This is a genomic window from Janthinobacterium sp. RA13, assembly GCF_000745325.1.
GTDB classification, from domain to species: domain Bacteria; phylum Pseudomonadota; class Gammaproteobacteria; order Burkholderiales; family Burkholderiaceae_D; genus Janthinobacterium; species Janthinobacterium rivuli.
In genome coordinates, this window is record NZ_JQNP01000001.1 from 3,887,835 (window position 1) to 3,912,169 (window position 24,335).

Genomic DNA, 24,335 nt, shown 5'->3' on the forward strand with positions numbered 1-24,335 from the left:
CCCCCCGATTTGTTACGCAATCTTTACTTTTTCCGCTTGTCCGACGTCTTCTGCGCTTCCGGTACGGCCGCATAGGCCGCCGGGTCACCGGAGTCGGTCGGGTTGGCAAACACGGCCTTCAATTGCGGCGGCATGGGGAATTTGAGGTTGATGTTTTTCGGCGGGATCGGCGAGGTAAACCATTTCGCGTAAATGCGGTTGATGTCGTCGCTCTTGTACAGGCGGATCAACGCGTCGTCGACCACTTTCTTGAAGGCCGGGTCGCCCTTGCGCAGCATGATGCCGTACGGCTCGACCGACAGCGCTTCCTTGGTGATTTCGTAGTCGTTCGGGTTTTTCGAGTTGGCCACTTGCGACGCCAGCAGGATATCGTCGTTGGCTTCGGCCACCGCGCGGCCCGTTTCCAGCATCAGGAACGATTCAGGATGATCCTTGCCGACGGCGATATTCATGCCCAGGTTTTTTTCCTTGTTCAGGATCGTCATCTGCTTGATGGTCGAGGTGCCGGCAGTGGCAACCAGGGTCTTGCCGCGCAAGTCTTCCAGGGTCTTGATGTTCGAGGATTTTTTCGACAGCACGCGGTTGCCGATGACGAACATGGTGGGGGCGAATGCCACCTGCTGCTGGCGCTCCAGGTTGTTCGTCGTCGAGCCGCATTCGAGGTCGATGGTGCCGTTGGCCATCAGCGGGATGCGGTTGGCCGACGTAACGGGGCTCATCACCACTTTCAGTTCGCTCAAGCCCAGATGCTTTTGCAGGGCCGTGACGACTTTCATGCACAGGTCGATCGAGTAACCCTGGTATTGCTGTTTGTCATCGAGATAGGAGAAGGGAACGGAGCCGTCGCGCACACCGAGCGTGACGGAACCGGCTTTCTTGATCTTGGCCAAGGTGCCGGTCAATTCCTGAGCCTGGACTGGCGACATGCTGCTGATGACACCGACGCTAAGCAGCGTGGCGATTATTTTGGTCAATTTCATAAATTCTCCTGGGCGGACAAACCGGATGGACTCCGAACGAAACAACTGTGGTGCAGACGCCACCATTGGAATTAATTTTATTTCATTTTCAGCACCGGACCAGCCATTTTCTGCGATTGCCCGCAAATAGGCGCTATACCCGCGCTGGAATCAGCGCGGCTGTAGCATTTTTCCTACTGATTTCACATTCCCGATTTATTTTGCCGGCGCCAGACCCGCCAACTCGTCCTCTTGCGCCTCATCATCCATATTCGCCTGCTGGCGTTGCCACATCTGCGCGTACAGGCCATTCGCGGCCAGCAATTGCGGATGCGTGCCCCGCTCGACGATGCGGCCATGGTCGAGCACCAGGATTTGCTGGGCGTCGGCCACCGTCGACAAACGGTGCGCAATCACCAGGGTGGTGCGGTTTTTGGCGATCTCTTTCAGCTGCGACTGAATCGCCTGCTCGGCCTTTGAGTCGAGCGCAGACGTGGCTTCGTCGAAGATCAATATCGCCGGGTCTTTCAGCAGGGTGCGGGCGATGGCCACGCGCTGCTTTTCGCCACCCGACAGTTTCAAACCCCGCTCGCCCACCATGGAGTTGTATCCATCTGGCAAACTTTCAATAAAATCATGAATCGACGCCGCCTTTGCCGCCGCCACGATGGCGTCCTTGCTGGCGCCCGGCTTGCCATAGGCGATGTTGTATTCGATGGTGTCGTTGAACAGCACCGTGTCCTGCGGCACGATGCCGATGGTCGCGCGCAGGGAGTCCTGCGTGATGCCGCGCAAGTCCTGGCCATCGATGGTGATGCCGCCGCCATCGACTTCATAGAAGCGGAACAGCAGGCGCGACAGGGTCGACTTGCCCGAACCGCTGTGGCCCACCACGGCCGTCGTCGTGCCTGCAGGAATCTGGAAATCCACGTCGAACAGGATTTGCCGCTTGGCTTCGTAGCTGAAATTCACGTGGTCAAAACGCACGGCCGCGCCCCGCGTGACGAGCGGCTTGGCTTCCGGCGTATCGGCGATTTCACGGTTTTCGTTCAGCAAGGAAAACAGGCGCTCCATGTCGGCCAGGCTTTGCTTGATTTCGCGGTAAATGACGCCCAGGAAATTGAGGGGAATATACAGCTGGATCATGAAGGCGTTCACCAGCACCAGGTCGCCCAGGGTCATCGTACCGGCGATCACGCCCACCGTGGCGCGCCACAAAATCAAGGTGACGGCCGTGGCGATGATCAGGGACTGGCCCGTATTGAGCAGGGAGAGGGAAGTCTGCGATTTCACGGCCGCCGATTCATAGCGCTGCAAGCCTTCATCGTAGCGCTTCGCCTCGTAATCTTCGTTGCCGAAATATTTCACGGTTTCATAGTTGATCAGCGAATCGATGGCCTTGGTATTCGCTTTCGAGTCGAGGTCGTTCATGGTGCGGCGGAAATGCGTGCGCCAGTTCGTCACCAGCACGGTAAACGCGATGTAGGACACCAGCGCCACGGCCGTGATCACGGTGAACCAGATGTCGTAATGCAAGACCAGGTAACCGAGCACGAGGGTGATTTCCACCAGGGTCGGCAAGATGTTGAACAGGGTGTAGGAAATGAGCGAGCCGACGCTGCGCGTGCCCCGTTCGATGTCGCGCGTCATGCCGCCCGTCTGGCGGTTCAAATGAAAACGCAGGGACAGCGCATGCAGGTGGCGGAACACTTGCAGGGCGATGGTGCGCACGGCCCGCTGGGTGACCCGGGCGAACAGGAATTCGCGCAATTCCGTAAACAAGGTGGTCGACAGGCGCAGCAAGCCGTAGGCCACCAGCAAGCCGACGGGCAGCACCAGCAGCGCCTGCGGATGGGCCGCTGTGATCGTCATGGCGTCGACGAGTTTTTTCAGGATCAGGGGCACGCCCACGTTGGCCAGCTTGGCGCCCACTAGGCATAGCAGCGCCAGCAATACTCTCCATTTGTAGACCCAGAGATACGGCAACAAGGTCTTGATGGTGGCGAAATCGCTGTGGCTGGCGGAGGCTGGCGAGCGGGGCGGAGGGGGAGTCTGGGAACGGCGCATGGCGAATGTCGGCTTTTTATGGTTCAATCGGGGCAATTGTAGCCTTTCATGAGAATAAAAGATGAGCACCTCCCCCGACCGCCCCGACAACTGCCTCGCCTCCGGCCTGCCCGCCGGAAAAATGCCGGAATTGCGCATGATGCCCGCGCCGTCCGACGCCAATGTGTACGGCGACGTCTTCGGCGGCTGGATCATGGCGCAGGTCGATATCGCTGGTTCCCTGCCGGCCACGCGGCGCGCCAACGGCCGCGTCGCCACCATTGCCGTCAATTCCTTCGTCTTCAAAAACCCCGTCTTCGTCGGCGATCTGCTCTCCTTCTACGCCGACATCGTCAAGGTCGGCAATACCTCGATCACCGTCAATGTCGAGGTATATGCCGAGCGCAACCGCCTGCAGGCGTGCATCGTGAAAGTCACGGAAGCAACCCTGATCTACGTGGCGACGGACTCTGACCGCAAGCCGCGCAAGGTGCCGCCGATCGAGACCTTGTTGTCGTCTTGATTGTCGCAATAATCCCACGTTTTATTTTCAGACGGCATGGATAGCCTGCGCCGCATTTTCCTGCAGAGCGCTGCGCGCATCACGGCGCTGGCCGCCGCCGGCAGCGTGCTGTCCGGTTCCAGTGCGAGCGCCGCCACGCGCATGAATGGCACAGGTTATCCGTTTGCGCTCGGTGTCGCTTCCGGCTCACCGTTACCTGATGCGGTGGTGCTGTGGACGCGCATCTGCTACGACCCACTGCACGCAGCCGCCACGCCCGCCATCGCCCTGAACGTACGCTGGGAAGTGGCCGAAGACGAGGCGTTTCGCCGTATCGCCGCCAAGGGCCAGGCCACGGCCATGCCCGCTCTCGCGCACAGCGTGCACGTCGACGCGGGAGGTCTCGCGCCCGGACGCTGGTACTGGTACCGGTTTATCTTTGGCGACGCCGTCAGTCCCGTGGGCCGCACGCGCACGGCGCCCGAGCCCGGCGCCATGCCTGCCTCGCTGAAACTGGCCGTCGCTTCGTGCCAGCACTGGGAATTCGGCGCGTATGCGGCGCACCGGCACATCGCCGCAGCCGCGCCCGACCTGGTGGCCTTCCTCGGCGATTACATCTATGAATGGGGGCCGTACCAGCTCCAGCATCCAAGCCGGGCCGTGCGTACGCATGAAAGTTTCAGCCTGGACGACTACCGCGCCCGTTACGCGCAATACAAGAGCGACCGCGACTTGCAGGGCGCGCACCTGGCCGCGCCGTGGATCGTCACCTGGGATGACCATGAAGTGGCCAACGATTACGGCAATGACCGCGACGAGTTGCTCACGCCCACCTTTTTGCAGCGCCGCGCGGCCGCCTACCAGGCGTTTTATGAACACATGCCGCTACGCCTGCTGCCGCTGGGACGGCGGGGATTTGTCGACATGCGTATCTACCAGCGCTACGACTGGGGCCGGCTGGCGCGCTTTCACATGCTGGATGACCGGCAATACCGCGCCCACCACGCGTGCGCCAAACCGGGCCGCGGCGGCTCCAATTCCGTCACCACGCGCAATTGCCCCGACCTGCTGAAACCGCAACGCACGATGCTGGGCGAAGAACAGCAGCGCTGGCTGCAAGCCGGTCTCGATGATTCTCCCGCGCGCTGGAATATTCTGGCCCAGCAAACCCTGATGGCGCAATCGAGCCAGGTGCCGATTTTGCGGCCCGGCGACGAACGCGTCTGGACCGATGGCTGGGATGGCTATCCGATGGCGCGCCAGCACCTGCTCGACGCCTTGCAAAGCAGCAAGGCCAGCAACCCGCTGGTGCTGTCTGGCGACGTGCACACCTTTTATGCCACCGAACTGAGCCGCAACGCCATGCGGCCCACCGGCAAGAACAATCCCGTGCTGGCCACCGAGTTTTGCGGTACCTCCATCACCTCGAGTTCCCGCCCGCAGGCGCGCACGGAACAGTACGTGGCGATGAACCCGCACATCCGCTACGGGCGCAGCGACAAGCGCGGCTATATGTTGATGGAGATCACGCCGGAGAAAACCACGACCCTGTTCCAGGGCCTGGACAACGTGCGCGACAACTCGTCGAGCATCGCGACACTGGCCAGCTTTGTCGTGCGCGACGGCAAGGCTGGCGTGCAACGCATCTAGCACATGCTTTTCAAGGCATCGCGGTAGCGCCGGCTGACGGGCACTTCACCGCCCGTGGACAGCACGGCGCGCGCATCGCCCGATTCCAGCGGCACGATGCTCCGCACAAATACAAGGTTGACGATATAGCTGCGGTGCACGCGCACAAAGCGCTTGCCGTCCAGGCGGCGCTCGATGGCGGCCATGGTCGAGCGCAGCGGGTAATCGTGACCGCGCACGTGCAAATTCACATAATTGCCCCAGGCCTGTATCCATTCGATGTCGCCGGCGGGCAAGAGAAAATCCTTGCCCAGCTTGCGTACCAGGAAGCGTTCCGGCTGCAGCACCGGTTCCACAGCCGGGCCTTCGTCAGGTTCGCCCAGCAGGGTCGCCTCGCCTTGCCAGCGCATCAGCAGCAACTGGTAAAAGCCCGTGAACAATAAGATGGAGAAGTAAGTACGCACATCCTTGACGTATTCGTATGGCAATTCACGCCACCAGTTACCGAAATCGTAATCGCTGCCGGCGCTCCAGTAGGCCAGTTTGCGCAAGGCCACCATGGCCAGCACATGCACGAGGCTGTAGACCAGCGAGGCGGCCAGGTGCCAGCGCAGGTTCTGGCGCTGGAACACCAGATGCAGCGGCCGCAGCTGGTTGGCCAGGATCACCAGCGGTACCAGCGCCAGCAACACCAGGTTGCTGCTCCACTCCCACACGGCCACTTCCCAGAAAGGCGTAGCGAGCCCCGCGCGCTGGCGGTCGGTCCAGCTGATCCAGCAGTTGAGCGACGTTTGCAGCAGATACAGGACGATCCAGAAAGCTGGTTCGGCGATCTGGCGCCAGCGTTGATATCGTTGCAACAAATCGGTGGAAGACAGGCGCATGGTGTCGGACGGTGGATGAGTTGCATGATTGTAAGGTCCCAAAGCCGTCCCAGCATCACCGCTCGTCACAAACAGCCCGCAATTGGTCACTTTTCGCTGGTTTGCCCTGCGCGGCCTGCCTATGCTGGGGCCTTTCCTGACCAACGGATCCCGCGACCATGACCACCAACTCTCGCCGTTACGATATCGATGCCTTGCGCTTTCTTGTCTTCAGCCTGCTGATCGTCTACCACACGGCCATGCTGTACCTGGACGGCGCCGCCTTCCACATGAAGAGCAGCTACCTGACGGAAACGTTGAACTATCCCATGGTCTTTATCAACCGTTGGCGCATGGAAATCGTGTTCCTCATTTCCGGCGTGTCCTGCGCCATGATGACGCAAACGTCCAGGCAGGCCTTCCTGTGGCGCAGGGTCAAGCGCCTGTTGCTGCCCCTGCTGTTTGGCGTGCTCGTGGTGATACCCGTGCAGCCGTATTGCGAAGGCGTCACGAACGGCCTGGTCGAGCCTGGCTATGGACAATTTCTGCTGGATTACTTTGGCGGCCATGCCTGGCCGGCCGGCGCATTTACGGGCTGGAAGACCAGTTTTACCTGGAATCATCTGTGGTATCTCGTGTATTTGTTGCTGTACACCATCGTGCTGGTGGCGCTGCAGCCCCTGCTGGCCAAGGCAAGGCCGCTGTTTACGGGGTTGCGCGGCTGGCGCCTGTTGATCCTGCCAGCCCTGCCAGCGCTGGCGGCAACGGCCTTCCTGAAACTGCGCTATCCGGAAAACCACGCGCTGGTGAAGGACTGGTACGCGCACGCCGTCTATTTCACCATGTATCTGTATGGCTGGTGGCTGGGCAATGACAAAGGAGTGTGGCAAGAGCTGGCACGCTTGCGCTGGCATGCGCTGCTGCTGGCGCCCTGCGCGTTTGCCGTGTATCTGGGCTTTGACCTGGTGTATTCGGAGAACCTGCTGACCTGGGCATCGGCCGGCTCTTGGCCCATGCGCAACCTGTACATGTGGCTGGCCATCTGCGCCATCCTTGGCTGGTCGCACACCTTGCTCAATACACCGTTTGCCTGGCTGCCTTGGGCGCGCCAGGCCGTCTTTCCCTGGTACATATTGCACCAGAGCGCGATCGTGCTGTTGGCTTATTGGCTCGTGCCCCTGAAGCTTGGGCCAGTGGCGGAACCGCTGCTGATACTGGCCGGCACGGTGGCGACTTGCTGGCTGGGGACGTCGCTGTTGATCAGCAAGGTGAACTGGTTACGCCCCTGCTTCGGCTTGCCCGCCCGCCCAGGCCAAAACCTGGCGGCGGACACGGCCCTGGCAGCGAATCAGAACGCCTAACAAAACCGTAGCGAGCGGATGCGCGTCGTGGTTGAGAAGCGGAACTGTGCGAATGCACAGTGAGCATCAGAAACCGCGACCCGCGACGCGCAGTAGGTTTTGATAGGTGTTCTTAGGCAACCTTCTTTTCGTCGCGTAATTGACGGCGCAAGATTTTGCCGACGTTGGTCTTCGGCAATTCATCGCGGAACTCGATGTATTTCGGTTTCTTGTAGGCCGTCAATTCATGCTTGCAATGCTCGCGGATCTGTTCCACCGTCAGGTTCGGATCCTTGCGCACGACAAACACTTTCACGGCTTCGCCCGCGTTGGCGTCCGGCACGCCGATGCAGGCGCATTCCAGCACGCCCGGGCACGACGCGACCACGTCTTCCACTTCGTTCGGATACACATTGAAGCCGGAGACGATGATCATGTCTTTCTTGCGATCCACGATTTTTACGTAGCCGCGCTCATCCATGACACCCACGTCGCCCGTCTTGAAGTAACCGTCGGCCGTCATCGACTTGGCCGTCTCGTCTGGACGCTGCCAGTAGCCGGCCATCACTTGCGGGCCGCGCACGGCGATCTCGCCCGGCTCGCCCAGCGGCACTTCCACGCCATCGTCGTTCAGGATCGCCACTTCCGTCGAAGGGAAAGGCAAGCCGATGGTGCCCGTGAATTCCGTGATGTCGACGCGGTTGCCCGTCACCACGGGCGACGTTTCCGACATGCCATAGCCTTCGATCAGCGGGCAGCCCGTCAGTTTCAGCCAGCGTTCGGCCACGTTGCGCTGCAAGGCCATGCCGCCGCCATTGCACACTTTGTAGCTGGAAAAATCGAGCTTGGCAAAGTCGGCATTGTTCAGCAGCGCGTTGTACAAGGTGTTGACGGCCGGGAAGACGACAATCTTGTGCTTGGACAATTCCTTGACGAAACCGGGGATGTCGCGCGGGTTGGGAATCAGCACGCTCATGCCGCCCAAGCGCATGCCCATCAGCGCGCTGACGGTCAGCGAATAGATGTGATACAGGGGCAAGGCGCACATGAATCCCATCGAGGTGGCGCGCATTTCAGGCGTCATCACGGGCGACATCCACGCCTCGTTTTGCAGAACGTTGGCGATCACGTTACGGTGCAACAACATCGCGCCCTTCGACACGCCCGTCGTGCCGCCCGTGTATTGCAGGAAGACGATATCGTCATGGCCCTGCTGCACCGGCGTCAGGCTCAGGCGTGCGCCTTCAGCCAGCATCTTGTTGAAACTGATGGCGCCCGGCAAAGAAAACGCGGGCACCATTTTCTTGATCTTGCGCACGACGAAGTTGACGATGGTCCCCTTCAGTCCGCCGAGCATGTCGCCCATGGTGGCGACGATCACATGCTTGACCTGGGTATGCGGCAATACCTGCTCGACCGTCGTGGCGAAGTTTTCCAGCACGATGATCGCTTCGCTGCCCGAATCGGTCAGCTGATGCTGCAATTCTCGGGGCGTGTACAGCGGATTGACGTTCACCACCGTATAGCCGGCGCGCAAAATCGCCGCCATGGCCACCGGATACTGCAGCACGTTCGGCAGCATGATCGCCACGCGCGCGCCCGTCTTCAGACCCTTGCTTTGCAGCCAGGCGCCCATCTGCAGCGACAGTTTGTCGAGCTCGCGGTAAGTCAGAAATTTATCCATGCACACGAAAGCATTGCGGTCCGCATATTTCTGGAACGACTCTTCCAGCAAATGCGTGACGGAACGGTATTGCGTGCAATCAATCTCTGCGGGAACGCTGTCCGGGTACGACTTCAACCAAATCTTGTCCATCTCGCCTCATCTTTATCTGTAAAAGGGATGCGCCTCCTGGCGCATCCCACACTGTTTATGCTGCTGTCTTCGTTTCGTCACGCAGGGCGCGACGCAAAATCTTGCCGACGTTGGTCTTCGGCAGTTCATCGCGGAACTCGATGTATTTCGGCCGCTTGTAGCCTGTAAATTGTTCCTTGCAGTACGCGGCCAGCACTGCCTGGGTCAGGTTCGGATCCTTGCGCACGACAAACACTTTCACGGCTTCGCCCGAGTGTTCGTCCGGCACGCCCACGCAGGCGCACTCGAGCACGCCCGGATGGGCCGCGATGACGGCTTCCACTTCGTTCGGATACACATTGAAGCCGGAAACGAGAATCATGTCTTTCTTGCGGTCGACAATCTTCACGTAGCCACGCTCGTCCATGATGCCCACGTCGCCGGATTTGAAGTATCCATCGGGCGTCATGACCTTGGCCGTTTCATCGGGACGGTTCCAGTAGCCGCTCATCACTTGCGGGCCACGGATGGCGATTTCGCCCGTCTGGCCCAGCGGCACTTCCTTGCCGTCATCGTCGAGGATGGCGATATCGGTCGAGGGCACGGGCAAGCCGATGGTGCCGGAAAACGCCGTGCTGTCGGCCCGGTTGCAGGTGGCGACCGGTGACGTTTCCGACAAGCCATAGCCTTCGATGATGGACACACCCGTCACTTGCAGCCACTTGTCGTTGACGGCTTGCTGCACCGCCATGCCGCCGCCATTGGCGATCTTCAGGCCCGAGAAATCGAGCTTGGCAAAGTCGGGGTGATTCACCAGCGCGTTATACAGGGTATTGACCGCTGGCAGCAGATTGAATTTGTACTTGCCCAGCTCCTTGATCAGGCCCGGGATATCGCGCGGATTCGGGATCAGGATATTCAGGGCGCCCACGCGCGTGCCCCACATGGCGCACGCCGTCAGGGCAAAGATATGGTACAGCGGCAAGGCGCAGACGACGATCATCTGTTCCGTGCTGTTCTGGTCGAGCGCCGCGCCCGACCACGCTTCGCTTTGCAGCACATTGGCGATCACATTGCGGTGGCTCAAGGTCGCGCCTTTCGACACGCCCGTCGTGCCGCCCGTGTATTGCAGGAAAGCGGCGTCATTGATGCTCAGCTCGACAGGCGTGAGTTTCATGCGGCTGCCCAGCGCCAGCGCCTGCTTGAAACGCATGGCGTTCGGCAAGGAATACGCGGGCACCATCTTCTTGACGTTGCGCACGACAAAATTGACGATCATGCCTTTCAAACCGCCCAGCATCTCGCCCATGCTGGCGACGACGATGTGCTTGACGGCCGTCTTGCCCAGCACTTGCTCCAAGGTATGGGCAAAGTTTTCCAGCACGATGATGGCTTCGCTGCCCGAATCGTTGAGCTGATGCTCGAGTTCGCGCGGCGTATAGAGAGGATTGACGTTGACCACCGTGTAACCGGCGCGCAGGACGGCGGCGATGGCCACCGGATACTGCAGCACGTTCGGCATCATCAGGGCGACACGCGCCCCCTTTTTCAAACCACGGCTCTGCAGCCAGGCACCGAGCTGGCGCGAATAGGTGTCGAGTTCGGCATAGGTGAGAAATTTGTCCATGCAGACATAGGCATTGCGATCCGCATATTTTTGAAACGCTTCTTCCAGCACATGCACCAGCGAACGATATTGATCAGGATCGATGTCGGCGGGAACGCCGGGAGGATACGACTTCAGCCAAATTTTTTCCATCCTGTGCCTCTTGTCTCGAATAATCGTGGGGGAGCCGGCGCATCTTGCCGACGCGGATCATTGCTGCGGATTCTGTCGTCCTGCAGTCAGTTTGAGCATTCTGACGAGCAATTGCTCTATGCTACTAATGCGATGCTATCGGGCGCCGGGCTTCCATGCAAGCGCTTTCAACAGTATTCGAGCGGCAACTCTAGGGGTATTTTATGCTGCAATGCAACATGATAAATACACTGTTGCAGGATCGTCCGGCTCGGCATACTGGACAATCTTTACGGGTCACGGGCTGGACAATTGTTCCAGCGCACGCCTGCGCTCAGGCTTCTTGATCTGGGCCATTGTGTGCACTGCAGCATAAAAAGCACGAAAGTTCTTTTTTTCTTCCAGCAATTTTTTGAAGGCAGGCAAAAATTCATTGTAGGTCGACACGGAAGCGAGGTGCGCATTGCTCAATGGCTGCTCGAACCAGCGGTCATAACCGGCAAAACCACCCCAGTTTTGCTTCAGTACCTGATACGCGTTTTGCAATGCCGCAAACACCTGCGCCTTGCGCGCGCGCTTTTCCGCATCGCTGGCGCCGCTCGCATACACGGCTTCCAGTTCGCCCCGGTATGTCAGCAGCAAGGCGAGGAAATCCTGGCGCCGCGCCGCATACTGGGCGTACGCGGCGCGCATCGCGTCATTGCCCTCGCGCGCCAGCCAGCGCTGCACGCCCGCCTCTTCCACGGCGCTGGCAAACGACTCGTTGAAGGCCGAATCGCCGGGCACGTACACCACCTGGTGCGCCAGTTCATGGAAGATCAGGCGCGCCAGTTCCGCATCGTTGTAATTGATAAAGGTCGACAGCAGGGGATCGTCGAACCAGCCCAGCGTGGAATACGCGGGCACGCCGCCCACCTGCACGTCGTAATGCTGGGCGCGCAATTCGTCGGCATACGCGAGCGCCTCTTCCTTGCTGTAGTAACCACGGTAATTCACGCAGCCAGCGATGGGGAAACACCATTGCAGCGGCTGCAACGACAGTTCCGGCGTGGCCACCACGTTCCACAGCACGAAGGGGCGCCGCAGGGAGGCGTAGTTCTTGTAGCTGCCATTGTCCGGTAAATCCAGCTCGCTGACGGCAAAGCGGCGAATCTGCTGCGCCTTGGCCAGGCGCACTTTCAGGCGCGGCTCGGTGGCCGGGTCGTCGAGCCAGTCACCGATGGGGCGCGCGCCCGACCACAAGGCATATTGCCCCTGCGCCGCCTGCGTGTAGTAGCGCAGCTGCGTGCAGCCGCTCAGCGGCAGGCACAGCATGCCGACAAGCAAGCGGGCCGGCCAGCGGGCCATGCTCAGCCAGCCTTTTCCACTTCGACCAGCGTATCGTAGAAGGTCGGCGCGCGGCCCATGTCCGTCAGGCGCTGGCTCGTCACTTCATTGGCGTTCTTGCCATCGCTGGCGAGTTTCTTCCACCACACGGACAAGCCCACCACCAGGCCGCGTCTCGCCTTGTCCGTCACCCTGGCCTTGGCAACAAAGCTGCCGCGGTCATTGAAGATGCGCACCATGTCGCCGGCCGCGATGCCGCGCGTGGCGCAATCGTCGGGATGGATGTCCAGATGCGGTTCGCCTTCGGCCGCGCGCAGGCTTTTCACGTTCACGAACGTGGAATTGAGGAAATTGCGTGCCGGCGGGGAAATCATGGCCAGCGGAAAACGGGCCGCCAGCGCAGGATTGCTGGCCAGCGATTCGTGCGGCGCGATATACGTCGGCAAGGGATCGAGTCCCGCCTGCGCCATGGCGCTGGAATAAAACTCGCACTTGCCCGATGGCGTGGGGAAACCGCCTTCGGCAAATGGCGCTTCGGCCATGGCCAGCTTTTGCCAGCCCGTGCGTTTCAGCGATTCCCAGTCGAAATGCACGGCGCGCGCATCCGTCGTGTCGAAGGCCTTGGCCGCCAGCGCATCGTCGCTTTCCTGGAAGCACGGATCATCAAAGCCCATGTGCTGCGCCAGCAAACGAAAAATTTCCGTATTCGCCTTCGCTTCGCCCAGCGGCGCCACGGCCGCGTTGTTCGCCATCATGTACAGGTGGCCGTAGGTGGAATGCGCATCGACGTGTTCCAGCTGCGTGGTGGCGGGCAACACGATGTCGGCGTAATCGACGGTATCGGTCTGGAAATGCTCAAGCACGACCGTAAACAAGTCTTCGCGGGCAAAACCCTGCGCCACTTTCGAGGAATCGGGCGCCACGGCCAGCGGGTTCGAGTTGTAGACGATCACGGCTTCGACTTGCGGGCCGAACTCGGGCGAGCTGGTTTTCAGCAGATCGTCGCCGATGGTGCTCATGTTGATGGTGCGCGGCGTGCCTTTCAGCAAGTCCGGGCGCTGCAGGGCCTTGCGGTTGACGGGGAAGGAACCCGAGCTCGACAGCTGCATGCCGCCGGCAGGGTGGCGCCAGGCGCCCGTCAGTGCGGGCAGGCAGGCAATATTGCGCACGGCCATGCCACCGCCATGCACGCGCTGCACGCCGTAGTTGGTGCGGATGGCGGCGCCGTCACCAGAGCGGCAAGCCTGGCCGTACAGGCGCGCCAGTTCCACCACTTCCGTGGCCGTGATGCCGCACACCTCGGCCACGCGCTCGGGTGGCCATTCCAGGGCCCGCTGTTTCAGTTCAGCATAGCCGATGGTGTACTGGGCGATATAGTCATGGTCGAGCAAATCTTCCGTGATCAGCACATGCATCAAGCCCAGCGCCAGGGCCGCATCGGTACCCGGCAGCAAGGCGATATGCTGGTGGCACTTTTCGGCCGTCAGCGAACGGTAGGGGTCGATGGCGATCAAGGTGGCGCCATTGCGCTTGGCTTCTTGCGCGCGCATCCAGAAATGCAGGTTCGAGGCGATCGGGTTGCCGCCCCAGATGATGATCAATTTCGCGTTCTGGAACTGCTCCATGTCCGTGCCGATGCTGGCGCCCACCGTGTAGCGGTAGCCGGTGGCGCCGGCCGAGGCGCAGATGGTGCGGTCCAGCAGGGACGCGCCGAGCTGGTTGAAGAAGCGCGAGGACATCGATTCGCCCTGCACCAGGCCCATGGTGCCGCAGTAGCTGTACGGCAGGATCGCCTGCGGATCGCGCGCGGCGATCGGTTTCAGACGGGCCGCGATGGTCTGCAATGCCTCTTCCCAGCTGATGCGCTCGAACTTGCCTTCGCCCTTCTTGCCCACGCGGCGCAGCGGATGCAGCAGCCGATCCGCATGGTAGGTGCGCTCCGTGAAGCGCGACACCTTCGTGCACAGCACGCCAGCCGTGGTCGGGTGGTCGGGATCGCCCTTGACGGCGGTGGCCACGCCATCGGTCACGGTGACCAGCAAGGCGCAGGTATCGGGGCAATCGAGCGGGCAGGCGGCGCGCACTTGGGTGGTGGTCATGGGGCAATCCAAAAACGTTGGGGGAAGGCGATACTGTAAACCATTCCGCGCGCTTGCTGTTGGCGCCGTGGCAAGCACGTCCGTGCGCTGGATTTACCCGGCAAACAAGGGCTACAATGCACTATTAGCCGCGTCTGTTTTCGATCAAACAAACGCGGTACGGCGCGCCATACATTGCTGCGTGCCAGCATCCACAGGAGAGTCCCATGAAACTAGTTGATCCGATCTTGGCGTTTCAATCCGAGCTGCAAGGTATTCGCCGCGACCTGCACGCGCATCCCGAGCTGTGCTACGAAGAACAGCGCACTTCGGACGTGGTCGCCGCCAAACTGACGGAATGGGGCATCCCCGTGGTACGCGGCCTGGGCCGCACTGGCGTGGTCGGCATCATCAAGAATGGCACGTCGACACGCGCCATCGGTTTGCGCGCCGACATGGATGCCTTGCCGATGCAGGAAATGAATACCTTCGAGCATGCTTCACGCCATCCGGGCAAGATGCACGCCTGCGGCCACGACGGCCACACGGCCATGCTGCTGGGCGCGGCCCATTACCTGGCGCAGCACCGCAACTTCGACGGCACCGTGTATCTCGTCTTCCAGCCAGCGGAAGAAGGCGGCGCCGGCGCGCGCGAAATGATAGCAGACGGCTTGTTTACGCGCTTCCCCATGGATGCCATCTACGGCATGCACAACTGGCCGGGCGCCGAAACGGGCACCTTGAGCGTGGTGGAAGGGCCCATGATGGCGTCCAGCAATGAATTCCACGTCACCGTCAAAGGCAAGGGCGCCCACGCGGCCCAGCCCCACAAGGGCATTGACCCCGTCATGGTCGCTGTGCAAATCGCGCAAAGCTGGCAAACCGTGATCACACGCAACAAGAGTCCGCTCGACACGGCCGTGCTGTCGATCACGCAAATCCACGCGGGCAGCGCCACCAATGTGATTCCCGATGACGCCAGCCTGGTCGGCACCGTGCGCACCTTCACCACGCCCGTGCTGGACTTGATCGAAGAGCGCATGCGCGACATCGCCGTGCACACGGCCGCCGCCTTTGGCGCGGAAGTGGACTTCCGCTTCAAGCGCAACTATCCGCCGCTGGTCAATCACGCGAAGGAAACGGCGTTTGCCGTCGAAGTCATGAAAAGCGTGGTCGGTGCGGACAAGGTCAACGCGAATGTCGAGCCGACCATGGGCGCGGAAGATTTTTCTTTCTTCCTGCAGGAAAAGGCCGGCTGCTACATCTTCATCGGCAATGGCGATGGCGAGCACCGCGATGGCGGCCACGGCCTGGGTCCGTGCGTCTTGCACAATGGCAGCTACGACTTCAACGACAATCTGCTGCCCATCGGCGCCAGTTTCTGGGTCAAGCTGGCCGAAGCGAGCCTGCCCATCGCTTGAATCAGCTCAGTTGATCCGGAACGGTGCCGAGGCGCTGGCCCGGATTCAACGCTTCCAGTGCCAGCAAGGCGGCCGCGTGATCGGCCGTCGGATGGCTGATGGCCAGGGTTTCATAGCGCTGCGTCACCAGTTGCGTCACCGGCAAGGTGACGTGGGCCGCTTCGGCCGCCGCGAGGATGTTGTGCATATCCTTGATCTGGCTTTTCACCTGGCCGCCGGCTACAAAATTGCGCTCCAGCATGCGCTCACCATGCACCTCCAAAATCTTGCTTTCGGCAAAACCGCCGCGGATCGCTGCCCGCACGGCGCTCGCATCGGCGCCGGCCGCCTGGGCCAGCAACAGCGCTTCGGCGACGATATTCAGGGTGGCTCCCACGATCAGCTGATTGCACAGCTTGGCCACCTGCCCGCTGCCGGCCGGCCCCACCAGCGTCGGGCGGCCCATTGCCGACAGAATCGTTTCAACCCGTGCGTAATCGCCGGCGCTGGCGCCAGCCATGATGGCCAGGCTACCCGCCTGCGCCCCGCCGACGCCCCCCGACACGGGTGCATCGATGAAGCCATGGCCTGCCGCATGTAAGGTGGCGTGAAATTGCCGGGCTTCTGCTTGCTTGGTGGAACTCATGTCGATCCAGATCGCGCCGGCTGCCAGGGCCGGTAACGCCTGTTGCAGCACTGTTGCCACGATGGGACCGGCTTCCAGCATCGAGATGACCACGTCCGCGCCCTTGACAGCCTCAGCCACGGAAACAAGCGGCTGCGCCCCTGCCGCACGCAGGACTTGGGCCTTGCTGTGCGTGCGATTCCAAATTGTGACAGAATATCCAGCGCGCAGCAGGCACCGAACCATCGGCCCTCCCATTAGGCCAATACCGAGAAATGCGATTTTTGTAGACAATGTCAATTCAACCTCTGAGATCAAACAGGTGGCGGGAGTAGTGTGCAAGACTAGGTAATCCTCGGGAAATTAGTGTGAATTTATGACGAACAGAACCGGATGCTATGCAAGGCGCTCGCCGCGACGCAGTGCAAGCACTGCTAGCAGTGAGCAACGCCGCAGAGCGCCGGTTATGGAAGTCAGAAATCACAATAATTTATTGTGGGGTTACTTGGGTGCCTGCGCAAACAAGACAAGCCTGACGGCCAATTTTACGATGAAAGTCTCTATGTCCTTCAAGAAGAATATCCTCAAATCCATCGCCGCCGTTGCCGCGCTGATGGCAGCCAATGCCGGCTTTGCCGCCGACGACAAACTGATCGACTCCGTCTATGGCGAGTATGCCAAGGGCGTGAAGGTACAAATGGTACGCGCCGGCGTAACCTCGAACTGGGATAAGGCCTGGTTCGTATCGAATGGCACACAGCTGAGCGGTTACTGGGATGCCAGCATAGGCGGCTGGGATGCCAAGAGCTATCAGAATGTCTCTGGCCAGCATCAAAAGCTGTGGGACCTGGGCTTTACCCCCGTGTTCCGTTTTGAAAACACGAACAAGCTGGGTTTTTATGCGGAAGCCGGCATCGGCGTGCACATGCTGTCGAAACTGTACAACAACGACGATGACCGCCTGTCGACCCACTTCCAGTTCGGCGACCATATCGGCGTTGGCTATATCTTCAATAACAAATGGGAAGTCGCTGCGAAGATCCAGCATTTCTCGAATGGCGGCTACAAGAAACCGAATAGCGGCGTCAATTACCTGAACGTCAAAGTCGCTTATCACTTTTAATGAAGGTGATACATGACAAAGGCAGCGCGTAGCGCTGCCTTTTTTTCGTCTGTTGCATTGGCAATTATTTTTACGTTGGCGGTATGGAGGGTCTGACCGTAGGTCGGCTTAGCGCACAGCGCGTAAGCCGACGCCACCACCGGTGCTAGATAAAACCACCAGACGAAAAAAAACCCCAACCGGATCACCGGAAGGGGTTTTTTCGAATAACAAGCCTGACGATAACCTACTTTCACACTGGTTGCAGCACTATCATCGGCGCAAAGTTGTTTCACGGTCCTGTTCGGGATGGGAAGGGGTGGGACCAACTTGCTATGGTCATCAGGCATAACTTGTACTGGCGTTTGTCTCCTGTAGAACGACAAAGCCTGAATCTGGAAGAAGCAAAGATTGGGGTAATGAATAGTAGTATCAACACACACGCAACGTTGTACCGTCTTATCCTCTGTACCTGCTAAGGTTATAGGGACAAGCCGTACGGGCAATTAGTACTGGTTAGCTTAATGCATTACTGCACTTCCACACCCAGCCTATCAACGTCCTGGTCTCGAACGACCCTTCAAAGAGCTCAAGGCTCTGGGAAATCTCATCTCAAGGCAAGTTTCCCGCTTAGATGCTTTCAGCGGTTATCTCTTCCGAACTTAGCTACCCGGCAATGCCACTGGCGTGACAACCGGTACACCAGAGGTTCGTCCACTCCGGTCCTCTCGTACTAGGAGCAGCCCCCTTCAAATTTCCAACGCCCACGGCAGATAGGGACCAAACTGTCTCACGACGTTTTAAACCCAGCTCACGTACCACTTTAAATGGCGAACAGCCATACCCTTGGGACCGGCTACAGCCCCAGGATGTGATGAGCCGACATCGAGGTGCCAAACTCCCCCGTCGATATGAACTCTTGGGAGGAATCAGCCTGTTATCCCCAGAGTACCTTTTATCCGTTGAGCGATGGCCCTTCCATACAGAACCACCGGATCACTATGTCCTACTTTCGTACCTGCTCGACTTGTCAGTCTCGCAGTTAAGCACGCTTATGCCATTGCACTATCAACACGATGTCCGACCGTATCTAGCGTACCTTCGAACTCCTCCGTTACACTTTAGGAGGAGACCGCCCCAGTCAAACTGCCTACCATGCACTGTCCCCGATCCGGATAACGGACCAAGGTTAGAACCTCAAACAAACCAGGGTGGTATTTCAAGGTTGGCTCCACGAGAACTAGCGTCCCCGCTTCAAAGCCTCCCACCTATCCTACACAGATTGGTTCAAAGTCCAATGCAAAGCTACAGTAAAGGTTCATGGGGTCTTTCCGTCTAGCCGCGGGTAGATTGCATCATCACAAACATTTCAACTTCGCTGAGTCTCGGGAGGAGACAGTGTGGCCATCGTTACGCCATTCGTGCAGGTCGGAACTTACCCGACAAGGAATTTCGCTACCTTAGGACCGTTATAGTTACGGCCGCCGTTTACTGGGACTTCAATCAAGAGCTTGCACCCCATCATTTAATCTTCCAGCACCGGGCAGGCGTCACACCCTATACGTCCACTTTCGTGTTTGCAGAGTGCTGTGTTTTTATTAAACAGTCGCAGCCACCAGTTTATTGCAACCCTTTCACCCTCATGGAGTAAACCAATCAAGCTACCGGGGCGTACCTTTTCCCGAAGTTACGGTACCAATTTGCCGAGTTCCTTCTCCCGAGTTCTCTCAAGCGCCTTAGAATACTCATCTCGCCCACCTGTGTCGGTTTGCGGTACGGTCTCGTATGACTGAAGCTTAGAGGCTTTTCTTGGAACCACTTCCGATTGCTTCGTGAACAAGTTCACTCGTCCCATCCCCTTGAATTCCGCGCCCGGATTTTCCTAAGCGCCTTCTATGAGACAGAAACTGACTATTCCAACAGTCAGACAACCTTCCGCGATCCGTCCCCCCATCGCATCATACGACGGTGCAGGAATATTAACCTGCTTCCCATCAGCTACGCATCTCTGCCTCGCCTTAGGGGCCGACTCACCCTGCTCCGATGAACGTTGAACAGGAAACCTTGGGCTTACGGCGTGGAGGCTTTTCACCCCCATTATCGCTACTCATGTCAGCATTCGCACTTCTGATACCTCCAGCATCCTTTACAAGACACCTTCGCAGGCTTACAGAACGCTCTCCTACCATATCTATTGCTAGATATCCGCAGCTTCGGTGACTGGCTTAGCCCCGTTACATCTTCCGCGCAGGACGACTCGATCAGTGAGCTATTACGCTTTCTTTAAATGATGGCTGCTTCTAAGCCAACATCCTGACTGTTTTAGCCTTCCCACTTCGTTTTCCACTTAGCCAATCTTTGGGACCTTAGCTGGCGGTCTGGGTTGTTTCCCTCTTGACGCCGGACGTTAGCACCCGACGTCTGTCTCCCAAGCTCGCACTCATCGGTATTCGGAGTTTGCAATGGTTTGGTAAGTCGCAATGACCCCCTAGCCATAACAGTGCTCTACCCCCGATGGTGATACTTGAGGCACTACCTAAATAGTTTTCGGAGAGAACCAGCTATTTCCAAGTTTGTTTAGCCTTTCACCCCTACCCACAGCTCATCCCCTAATTTTTCAACATTAGTGGGTTCGGACCTCCAGGGCGTGTTACCGCACCTTCATCCTGGCCATGAGTAGATCACTTGGTTTCGGGTCTACACCCAGCGACTGATCGCCCTATTCGGACTCGATTTCTCTACGGCTTCCCTATGCGGTTAACCTTGCCACTGAATGTAAGTCGCTGACCCATTATACAAAAGGTACGCAGTCACGGAACAAGTCCGCTCCTACTGTTTGTATGCACACGGTTTCAGGATCTATTTCACTCCCCTTCCGGGGTTCTTTTCGCCTTTCCCTCACGGTACTGGTTCACTATCGGTCGATTACGAGTATTTAGCCTTGGAGGATGGTCCCCCCATATTCAGACAGGATGTCACGTGTCCCGCCCTACTTGTCGTACGCTTAGTATCACCGGTCCGATTTCACATACGGGGCTATCACCCACTATGGCTCCTATTTCCAGAGGATTCTGTTATCGGTCCGACTATCACGTACAGGCTCTTCCCATTTCGCTCGCCGCTACTTTGGGAATCTCGGTTGATTTCTTTTCCTGCAGCTACTTAGATGTTTCAGTTCGCCGCGTTCGCCTTGCATACCTATGTATTCAGTATGCAATACCCTAAAAGGGTGGGTTGCCCCATTCGGAAATCTGCGGATCAAAGTGTGTTTGCTCACTCCCCGCAGCTTATCGCAAGCTACTACGTCCTTCATCGCCTGTAATCGCCAAGGCATCCACCATGTGCACTTATTCGCTTGTCCCTATAACGTTAGCCTCTCATCATTTGCATGAGGAAAGAGCGCTACAGGGATAAGAAAGTACAACGTTGTTGCTTGTTTGTTGATACATACAATCATTACCCATCGATTCGCTTTTTACGGCAAACCGATCAATAAATAATCTTTACTTCTTCCAGATTGTTAAAGAACGAAACAGCTTTGATCGCTAAAAGATCAAATCTAAACCGGGTCTGTTTGACTGGCTTACATTTGCACTTTCGAGTAAAACTTTGGTGGAGGATGACGGGATCGAACCGACGACCCCCTGCTTGCAAAGCAGGTGCTCTCCCAGCTGAGCTAATCCCCCTGAGATTTACTACTCGGTTTTTACTGGTAGGGCTGGTTGGACTCGAACCAACGACCCCCGCGTTATCAACACGGTGCTCTAACCAGCTGAGCTACAGCCCCAACGCGGAACTACTACGACTACTGTTTCTTCTCTTACTAACAGCCGATAAGTGTGAACATTTGATGCGTGAATCATTTCTGATTCGTGCAAACTCTAGAAAGGAGGTGATCCAGCCGCACCTTCCGATACGGCTACCTTGTTACGACTTCACCCCAGTCACGAATCCTACCGTGGTAAGCGCCCTCCTTACGGTTAAGCTACCTACTTCTGGTAAAACCCGCTCCCATGGTGTGACGGGCGGTGTGTACAAGACCCGGGAACGTATTCACCGCGACATGCTGATCCGCGATTACTAGCGATTCCAACTTCATGCAGTCGAGTTGCAGACTACAATCCGGACTACGATACACTTTCTGCGATTAGCTCCCCCTCGCGGGTTGGCGGCGCTCTGTATGTACCATTGTATGACGTGTGAAGCCCTACCCATAAGGGCCATGAGGACTTGACGTCATCCCCACCTTCCTCCGGTTTGTCACCGGCAGTCTCATTAGAGTGCCCTTTCGTAGCAACTAATGACAAGGGTTGCGCTCGTTGCGGGACTTAACCCAACATCTCACGACACGAGCTGACGACAGCCATGCAGCACCTGTGTACTGGTTCTCTTTCGAGCACTCCCCAATCTCTCGGGGATTCCAGCCATGTCAAGGGTAGGTAAGGTTTTTCGCGTTGCATCGAATTAATCCACATCATCCACCGCTTGTGCGGGTCCCCGTCAATTCCTTTGAGTTTTAATCTTGCGACCGTACTCCCCAGGCGGTCTACTTCACGCGTTAGCTGCGTTACCAAGTCAATTAAGACCCGACAACTAGTAGACATCGTTTAGGGCGTGGACTACCAGGGTATCTAATCCTGTTTGCTCCCCACGCTTTCGTGCATGAGCGTCAATCTTGACCCAGGGGGCTGCCTTCGCCATCGGTGTTCCTCCACATATCTACGCATTTCACTGCTACACGTGGAATTCTACCCCCCTCTGCCAGATTCTAGCCTTGCAGTCTCCAATGCAATTCCCAGGTTGAGCCCGGGGATTTCACATCAGACTTACAAAACCGCCTGCGCACGCTTTACGCCCAGTAATTCCGATTAACGCTTGCACCCTACGTATTACCGCGGCTGCTGGCACGTAGTTAGCCGGTGCTTATTCTTCAGGTACCGTCATTAGCAAAAGATATTAGCTTTCACCGTTTCTTCCCTGACAAAAGAGCTTTACAACCCGAAGGCCTTCTTCACTCACGCGGCATTGCTGGATCAGGCTTTCGCCCATTGTCCAAAATTCCCCACTGCTGCCTCCCGTAGGAGTCTGGACCGTGTCTCAGTTCCAGTGTGGCTGGTCGTCCTCTCAGACCAGCTACTGATCGATGCCTTGGTAGGCTTTTACCCTACCAACTAGCTAATCAGATATCGGCCGCTCCACGAGCATGAGGTCTTGCGATCCCCCACTTTCATCCTTAGATCGTATGCGGTATTAGCGTAACTTTCGCTACGTTATCCCCCACTCTAGGGTACGTTCCGATATATTACTCACCCGTTCGCCACTCGCCACCAGAGCAAGCTCCGTGCTGCCGTTCGACTTGCATGTGTAAGGCATGCCGCCAGCGTTCAATCTGAGCCAGGATCAAACTCTTCAGTTTAATCTCTGTTACTTTGCCATTTTATTGGCACCGTCTTGCGACGGGTCGCTCACTCAAAAAACTGACAGGCTACTTCCGAAGAAGTATCCTATTTCATTATTTCTTGTGAACATTTGATATTTTAAGTTAGACGCCAATCCGAAGATTGACGCTGCACTTGCATCAAATGCCCACACTTATCGACTGTTAATTGTTAAAGAACTGTATTCGGTGCTACTTTCGCGCTATCGACAAAGCGTTGTGTTTGTCAGCTGCGAAGAAGGAAGAGTATGAAGCATTTCGCTAAATCCGTCAACTCCTTCTTTACTACTCATCGCCGTTTCCGGTGATCCTCAACTGCCGCAGTGACTGCGTCTCATTGGGGAGGCGAACTATAGCAAAGCCGCCCATGGGCGGCAAGCTTTATTTGAGTAATTCGGCAACCGCCATGCCGACATCGGTCGTACTGGCGCTGCCGCCCATGTCCGGTGTGCGCGGACCATGCTCGAGCACCTGCTCGATGGCGCGCACAATCGCGTCATGCGCCGCCGTGTAATTGGCATCACCATTACCGAGGAAGTCCAGCATCATGGCGCCCGACCAGATCATGCCGATCGGGTTGGCGATATTCTGGCCATAGATATCGGGTGCGGAACCGTGTACCGGTTCGAAGACGGAAGGAAAAGTCCGCTCCGGATTGATATTGGCCGATGGGGCAATGGCAATCGTTCCCGTGCAGGCGGGCCCCAGGTCCGACAGGATATCGCCAAACAGATTTGAAGCGACCACCACATCGAAGCGCTCGGGGCTCAATACAAAGCGGGCCGCCAGGATATCGATATGGTATTTATCCCAGCGGACATCGGGAAAGCTCGGGCCCATCGCTTCCACCCGCTCATCCCAATATGGCATGCTGATGGCAATGCCATTCGACTTGGTCGCCGATGTCAGGTGTTTTTTAGGCCGGCTTTGCGCCAGTTCAAACGCATACTTCAGGATACGGTCGACGCCCTTGCGGGTAAACACGGATTCCTGCAGCACCGTTTCGCGCTCCGTCCCCTCGAACATGCGCCCGCCCACGGATGAATACTCTCCTTCCGTATTTTCACGCACCACATAAAAATCGATATCGCCAGGCTTTTTATGCGCCAGCGGGCACGGCACGCCCGGCATCAGGCGCACAGGCCGCAAGTTGACGTATTCGTCGAACTCGCGCCGGAATTTCAATAACGAACCCCACAGCGAGATATGGTCGGGCACCTTGTCCGGCCAGCCCACGGCGCCAAAATAGATGGCGTCGAAATCCTTGAGCTGGGCGAACCAGTCCGAGGGCATCATTTGCCCATGCTCCAGGTAATAATCGCAATTGGCCCAAGCCATTGTCGTGAACTGCAAGTCGATATTGAAGCGGCGGGCGGCCGCCTCAATGACACGCAAGCCCTCCGGCATGACTTCATTGCCGATGCCGTCACCGGCAATGACGGCGATTTTATGTGTGCACATGGGAAACCCTGTTGGAAATAGGCGATGGAAGCCC

At 58.0% G+C, this 24,335-nt stretch carries 14 protein-coding genes, 2 tRNA genes and 3 rRNA genes; 5 read left to right on the forward strand and 14 right to left on the reverse strand.

The features are described 5' to 3' along the window. Positions 1-23: 23 nt before the first annotated feature. Positions 24-980: an amino acid ABC transporter substrate-binding protein gene (locus FG13_RS17260; RefSeq protein ID WP_035822862.1), complete on the reverse strand. Its 957-nt coding sequence runs from the start codon at positions 978-980 to the stop codon at positions 24-26. Positions 981-1,175: 195 nt separating this feature from the next. Continuing rightward, the gene (locus tag FG13_RS17265) at positions 1,176-3,026 is read right to left on the reverse strand and encodes an ABCB family ABC transporter ATP-binding protein/permease (protein ID WP_035828383.1); all 1,851 of its coding nucleotides are present in this window, start codon (positions 3,024-3,026) and stop codon (positions 1,176-1,178) included. A gap of 136 nt (positions 3,027-3,162) precedes the next feature. Between FG13_RS17265 and FG13_RS17270 the strand changes: the two genes are divergently transcribed. Both FG13_RS17270 and FG13_RS17275 read left to right on the forward strand, forming a co-directional pair. Beyond that, positions 3,163-3,528, forward strand: coding sequence for an acyl-CoA thioesterase (locus FG13_RS17270; RefSeq protein WP_223278886.1), 366 nt, complete (start codon positions 3,163-3,165; stop codon positions 3,526-3,528). 36 nt (positions 3,529-3,564) lie between these two features. Beyond that, positions 3,565-5,157, forward strand: a complete 1,593-nt coding sequence (locus FG13_RS17275; RefSeq protein ID WP_035822864.1) for an alkaline phosphatase D family protein — start codon at positions 3,565-3,567, stop codon at positions 5,155-5,157. Here FG13_RS17275 and FG13_RS17280 read toward each other — a convergent pair. Beyond that, a complete protein-coding gene (locus tag FG13_RS17280) occupies positions 5,154-6,020 on the reverse strand; it encodes a LytTR family DNA-binding domain-containing protein (RefSeq protein WP_035822866.1) in 867 nt (288 codons plus the stop codon). The genes FG13_RS17275 and FG13_RS17280 overlap by 4 nt on opposite strands. Before the next feature lie 158 nt (positions 6,021-6,178). On the opposite strand from FG13_RS17280, the gene FG13_RS17285 reads away from it, so the two are divergent. After that, positions 6,179-7,360 (forward strand): acyltransferase family protein, encoded by a 1,182-nt coding sequence (locus FG13_RS17285; protein WP_035822867.1) that lies wholly within the window; start codon positions 6,179-6,181, stop codon positions 7,358-7,360. 112 nt (positions 7,361-7,472) lie between these two features. Here the strand turns inward: FG13_RS17285 and FG13_RS17290 are convergent, their stop codons facing one another. The 4 genes from FG13_RS17290 to FG13_RS17305 form a co-directional block, all read right to left on the reverse strand. Next, on the reverse strand, positions 7,473-9,155 hold the full coding sequence (locus FG13_RS17290) for a long-chain-fatty-acid--CoA ligase (RefSeq protein WP_035822870.1): 1,683 nt from the start codon (positions 9,153-9,155) through the stop codon (positions 7,473-7,475). Between the two features lie 55 nt (positions 9,156-9,210). Beyond that, the gene (locus FG13_RS17295; protein ID WP_035822872.1) at positions 9,211-10,893 is read right to left on the reverse strand and encodes a long-chain fatty acid--CoA ligase; all 1,683 of its coding nucleotides are present in this window, start codon (positions 10,891-10,893) and stop codon (positions 9,211-9,213) included. Positions 10,894-11,169: 276 nt separating this feature from the next. After that, positions 11,170-12,219 carry an aminopeptidase gene (locus FG13_RS17300; RefSeq protein WP_035822874.1) on the reverse strand — a complete coding sequence of 350 codons (1,050 nt, stop codon included), beginning with the start codon at positions 12,217-12,219 and terminating at the stop codon, positions 11,170-11,172. A gap of 2 nt (positions 12,220-12,221) precedes the next feature. Continuing rightward, on the reverse strand, positions 12,222-14,297 hold the full coding sequence (locus FG13_RS17305) for a molybdopterin-containing oxidoreductase family protein (protein WP_035822876.1): 2,076 nt from the start codon (positions 14,295-14,297) through the stop codon (positions 12,222-12,224). A 206-nt stretch (positions 14,298-14,503) separates the two neighbouring features. On the opposite strand from FG13_RS17305, the gene FG13_RS17310 reads away from it, so the two are divergent. Beyond that, complete coding sequence (locus tag FG13_RS17310) at positions 14,504-15,697, forward strand: M20 aminoacylase family protein (RefSeq protein WP_035822878.1); 1,194 nt, start codon at positions 14,504-14,506, stop codon at positions 15,695-15,697. 1 nt (position 15,698) lies between these two features. Here the strand turns inward: FG13_RS17310 and FG13_RS17315 are convergent, their stop codons facing one another. Continuing rightward, the gene (locus tag FG13_RS17315; RefSeq protein ID WP_442905207.1) at positions 15,699-16,595 is read right to left on the reverse strand and encodes an NAD(P)-dependent oxidoreductase; all 897 of its coding nucleotides are present in this window, start codon (positions 16,593-16,595) and stop codon (positions 15,699-15,701) included. A 268-nt stretch (positions 16,596-16,863) separates the two neighbouring features. Here FG13_RS17315 and FG13_RS17320 point away from each other — a divergent pair, with 268 nt between their 5' ends. Next, the gene (locus FG13_RS17320; RefSeq protein WP_035822882.1) at positions 16,864-17,424 is read left to right on the forward strand and encodes an acyloxyacyl hydrolase; all 561 of its coding nucleotides are present in this window, start codon (positions 16,864-16,866) and stop codon (positions 17,422-17,424) included. A gap of 213 nt (positions 17,425-17,637) precedes the next feature. Here the strand turns inward: FG13_RS17320 and rrf are convergent. From rrf to FG13_RS17350, 6 genes are all read right to left on the reverse strand, one after another. Next, positions 17,638-17,750: ribosomal RNA gene (gene rrf, locus FG13_RS17325) — 5S ribosomal RNA — on the reverse strand. 138 nt (positions 17,751-17,888) lie between these two features. Continuing rightward, a 23S ribosomal RNA gene (locus FG13_RS17330) occupies positions 17,889-20,764 on the reverse strand. Positions 20,765-21,013: 249 nt separating this feature from the next. Further along, positions 21,014-21,089, reverse strand: a tRNA-Ala gene (locus FG13_RS17335). 24 nt (positions 21,090-21,113) lie between these two features. Beyond that, positions 21,114-21,190: transfer RNA gene (locus tag FG13_RS17340), tRNA-Ile, on the reverse strand. A 98-nt stretch (positions 21,191-21,288) separates the two neighbouring features. Further along, positions 21,289-22,819, reverse strand: a 16S ribosomal RNA gene (locus FG13_RS17345). The 16S, 23S and 5S rRNA genes sit together here with 2 tRNA genes alongside, the layout of an rRNA operon. Before the next feature lie 402 nt (positions 22,820-23,221). After that, positions 23,222-24,301 carry a tartrate dehydrogenase gene (locus tag FG13_RS17350; protein ID WP_035822884.1) on the reverse strand — a complete coding sequence of 360 codons (1,080 nt, stop codon included), beginning with the start codon at positions 24,299-24,301 and terminating at the stop codon, positions 23,222-23,224. Between the last annotated feature and the right edge of the window lie 34 nt (positions 24,302-24,335).

Bases quoted from the DNA above. Each gene is read 5' to 3' on its own strand.
- FG13_RS17265 (WP_035828383.1), bottom strand. From the start codon at position 3,026: ATGCGCCGTTCCCAGACTCCCCCTCCGCCCCGCTCGCCAGCCTCCGCC.
- FG13_RS17295 (WP_035822872.1), bottom strand. From the start codon at position 10,893: ATGGAAAAAATTTGGCTGAAGTCGTATCCTCCCGGCGTTCCCGCCGAC.
- FG13_RS17280 (WP_035822866.1), bottom strand. From the start codon at position 6,020: ATGCGCCTGTCTTCCACCGATTTGTTGCAACGATATCAACGCTGGCGC.
- FG13_RS17320 (WP_035822882.1), top strand. From the start codon at position 16,864: ATGTCCTTCAAGAAGAATATCCTCAAATCCATCGCCGCCGTTGCCGCG.
- FG13_RS17350 (WP_035822884.1), bottom strand. From the start codon at position 24,301: ATGTGCACACATAAAATCGCCGTCATTGCCGGTGACGGCATCGGCAAT.
- FG13_RS17285 (WP_035822867.1), top strand. From the start codon at position 6,179: ATGACCACCAACTCTCGCCGTTACGATATCGATGCCTTGCGCTTTCTT.
- FG13_RS17260 (WP_035822862.1), bottom strand. From the start codon at position 980: ATGAAATTGACCAAAATAATCGCCACGCTGCTTAGCGTCGGTGTCATC.
- FG13_RS17275 (WP_035822864.1), top strand. From the start codon at position 3,565: ATGGATAGCCTGCGCCGCATTTTCCTGCAGAGCGCTGCGCGCATCACG.
- FG13_RS17310 (WP_035822878.1), top strand. From the start codon at position 14,504: ATGAAACTAGTTGATCCGATCTTGGCGTTTCAATCCGAGCTGCAAGGT.
- FG13_RS17270 (WP_223278886.1), top strand. From the start codon at position 3,163: ATGATGCCCGCGCCGTCCGACGCCAATGTGTACGGCGACGTCTTCGGC.
- FG13_RS17300 (WP_035822874.1), bottom strand. From the start codon at position 12,219: ATGGCCCGCTGGCCGGCCCGCTTGCTTGTCGGCATGCTGTGCCTGCCG.
- FG13_RS17305 (WP_035822876.1), bottom strand. From the start codon at position 14,297: ATGACCACCACCCAAGTGCGCGCCGCCTGCCCGCTCGATTGCCCCGAT.
- FG13_RS17290 (WP_035822870.1), bottom strand. From the start codon at position 9,155: ATGGACAAGATTTGGTTGAAGTCGTACCCGGACAGCGTTCCCGCAGAG.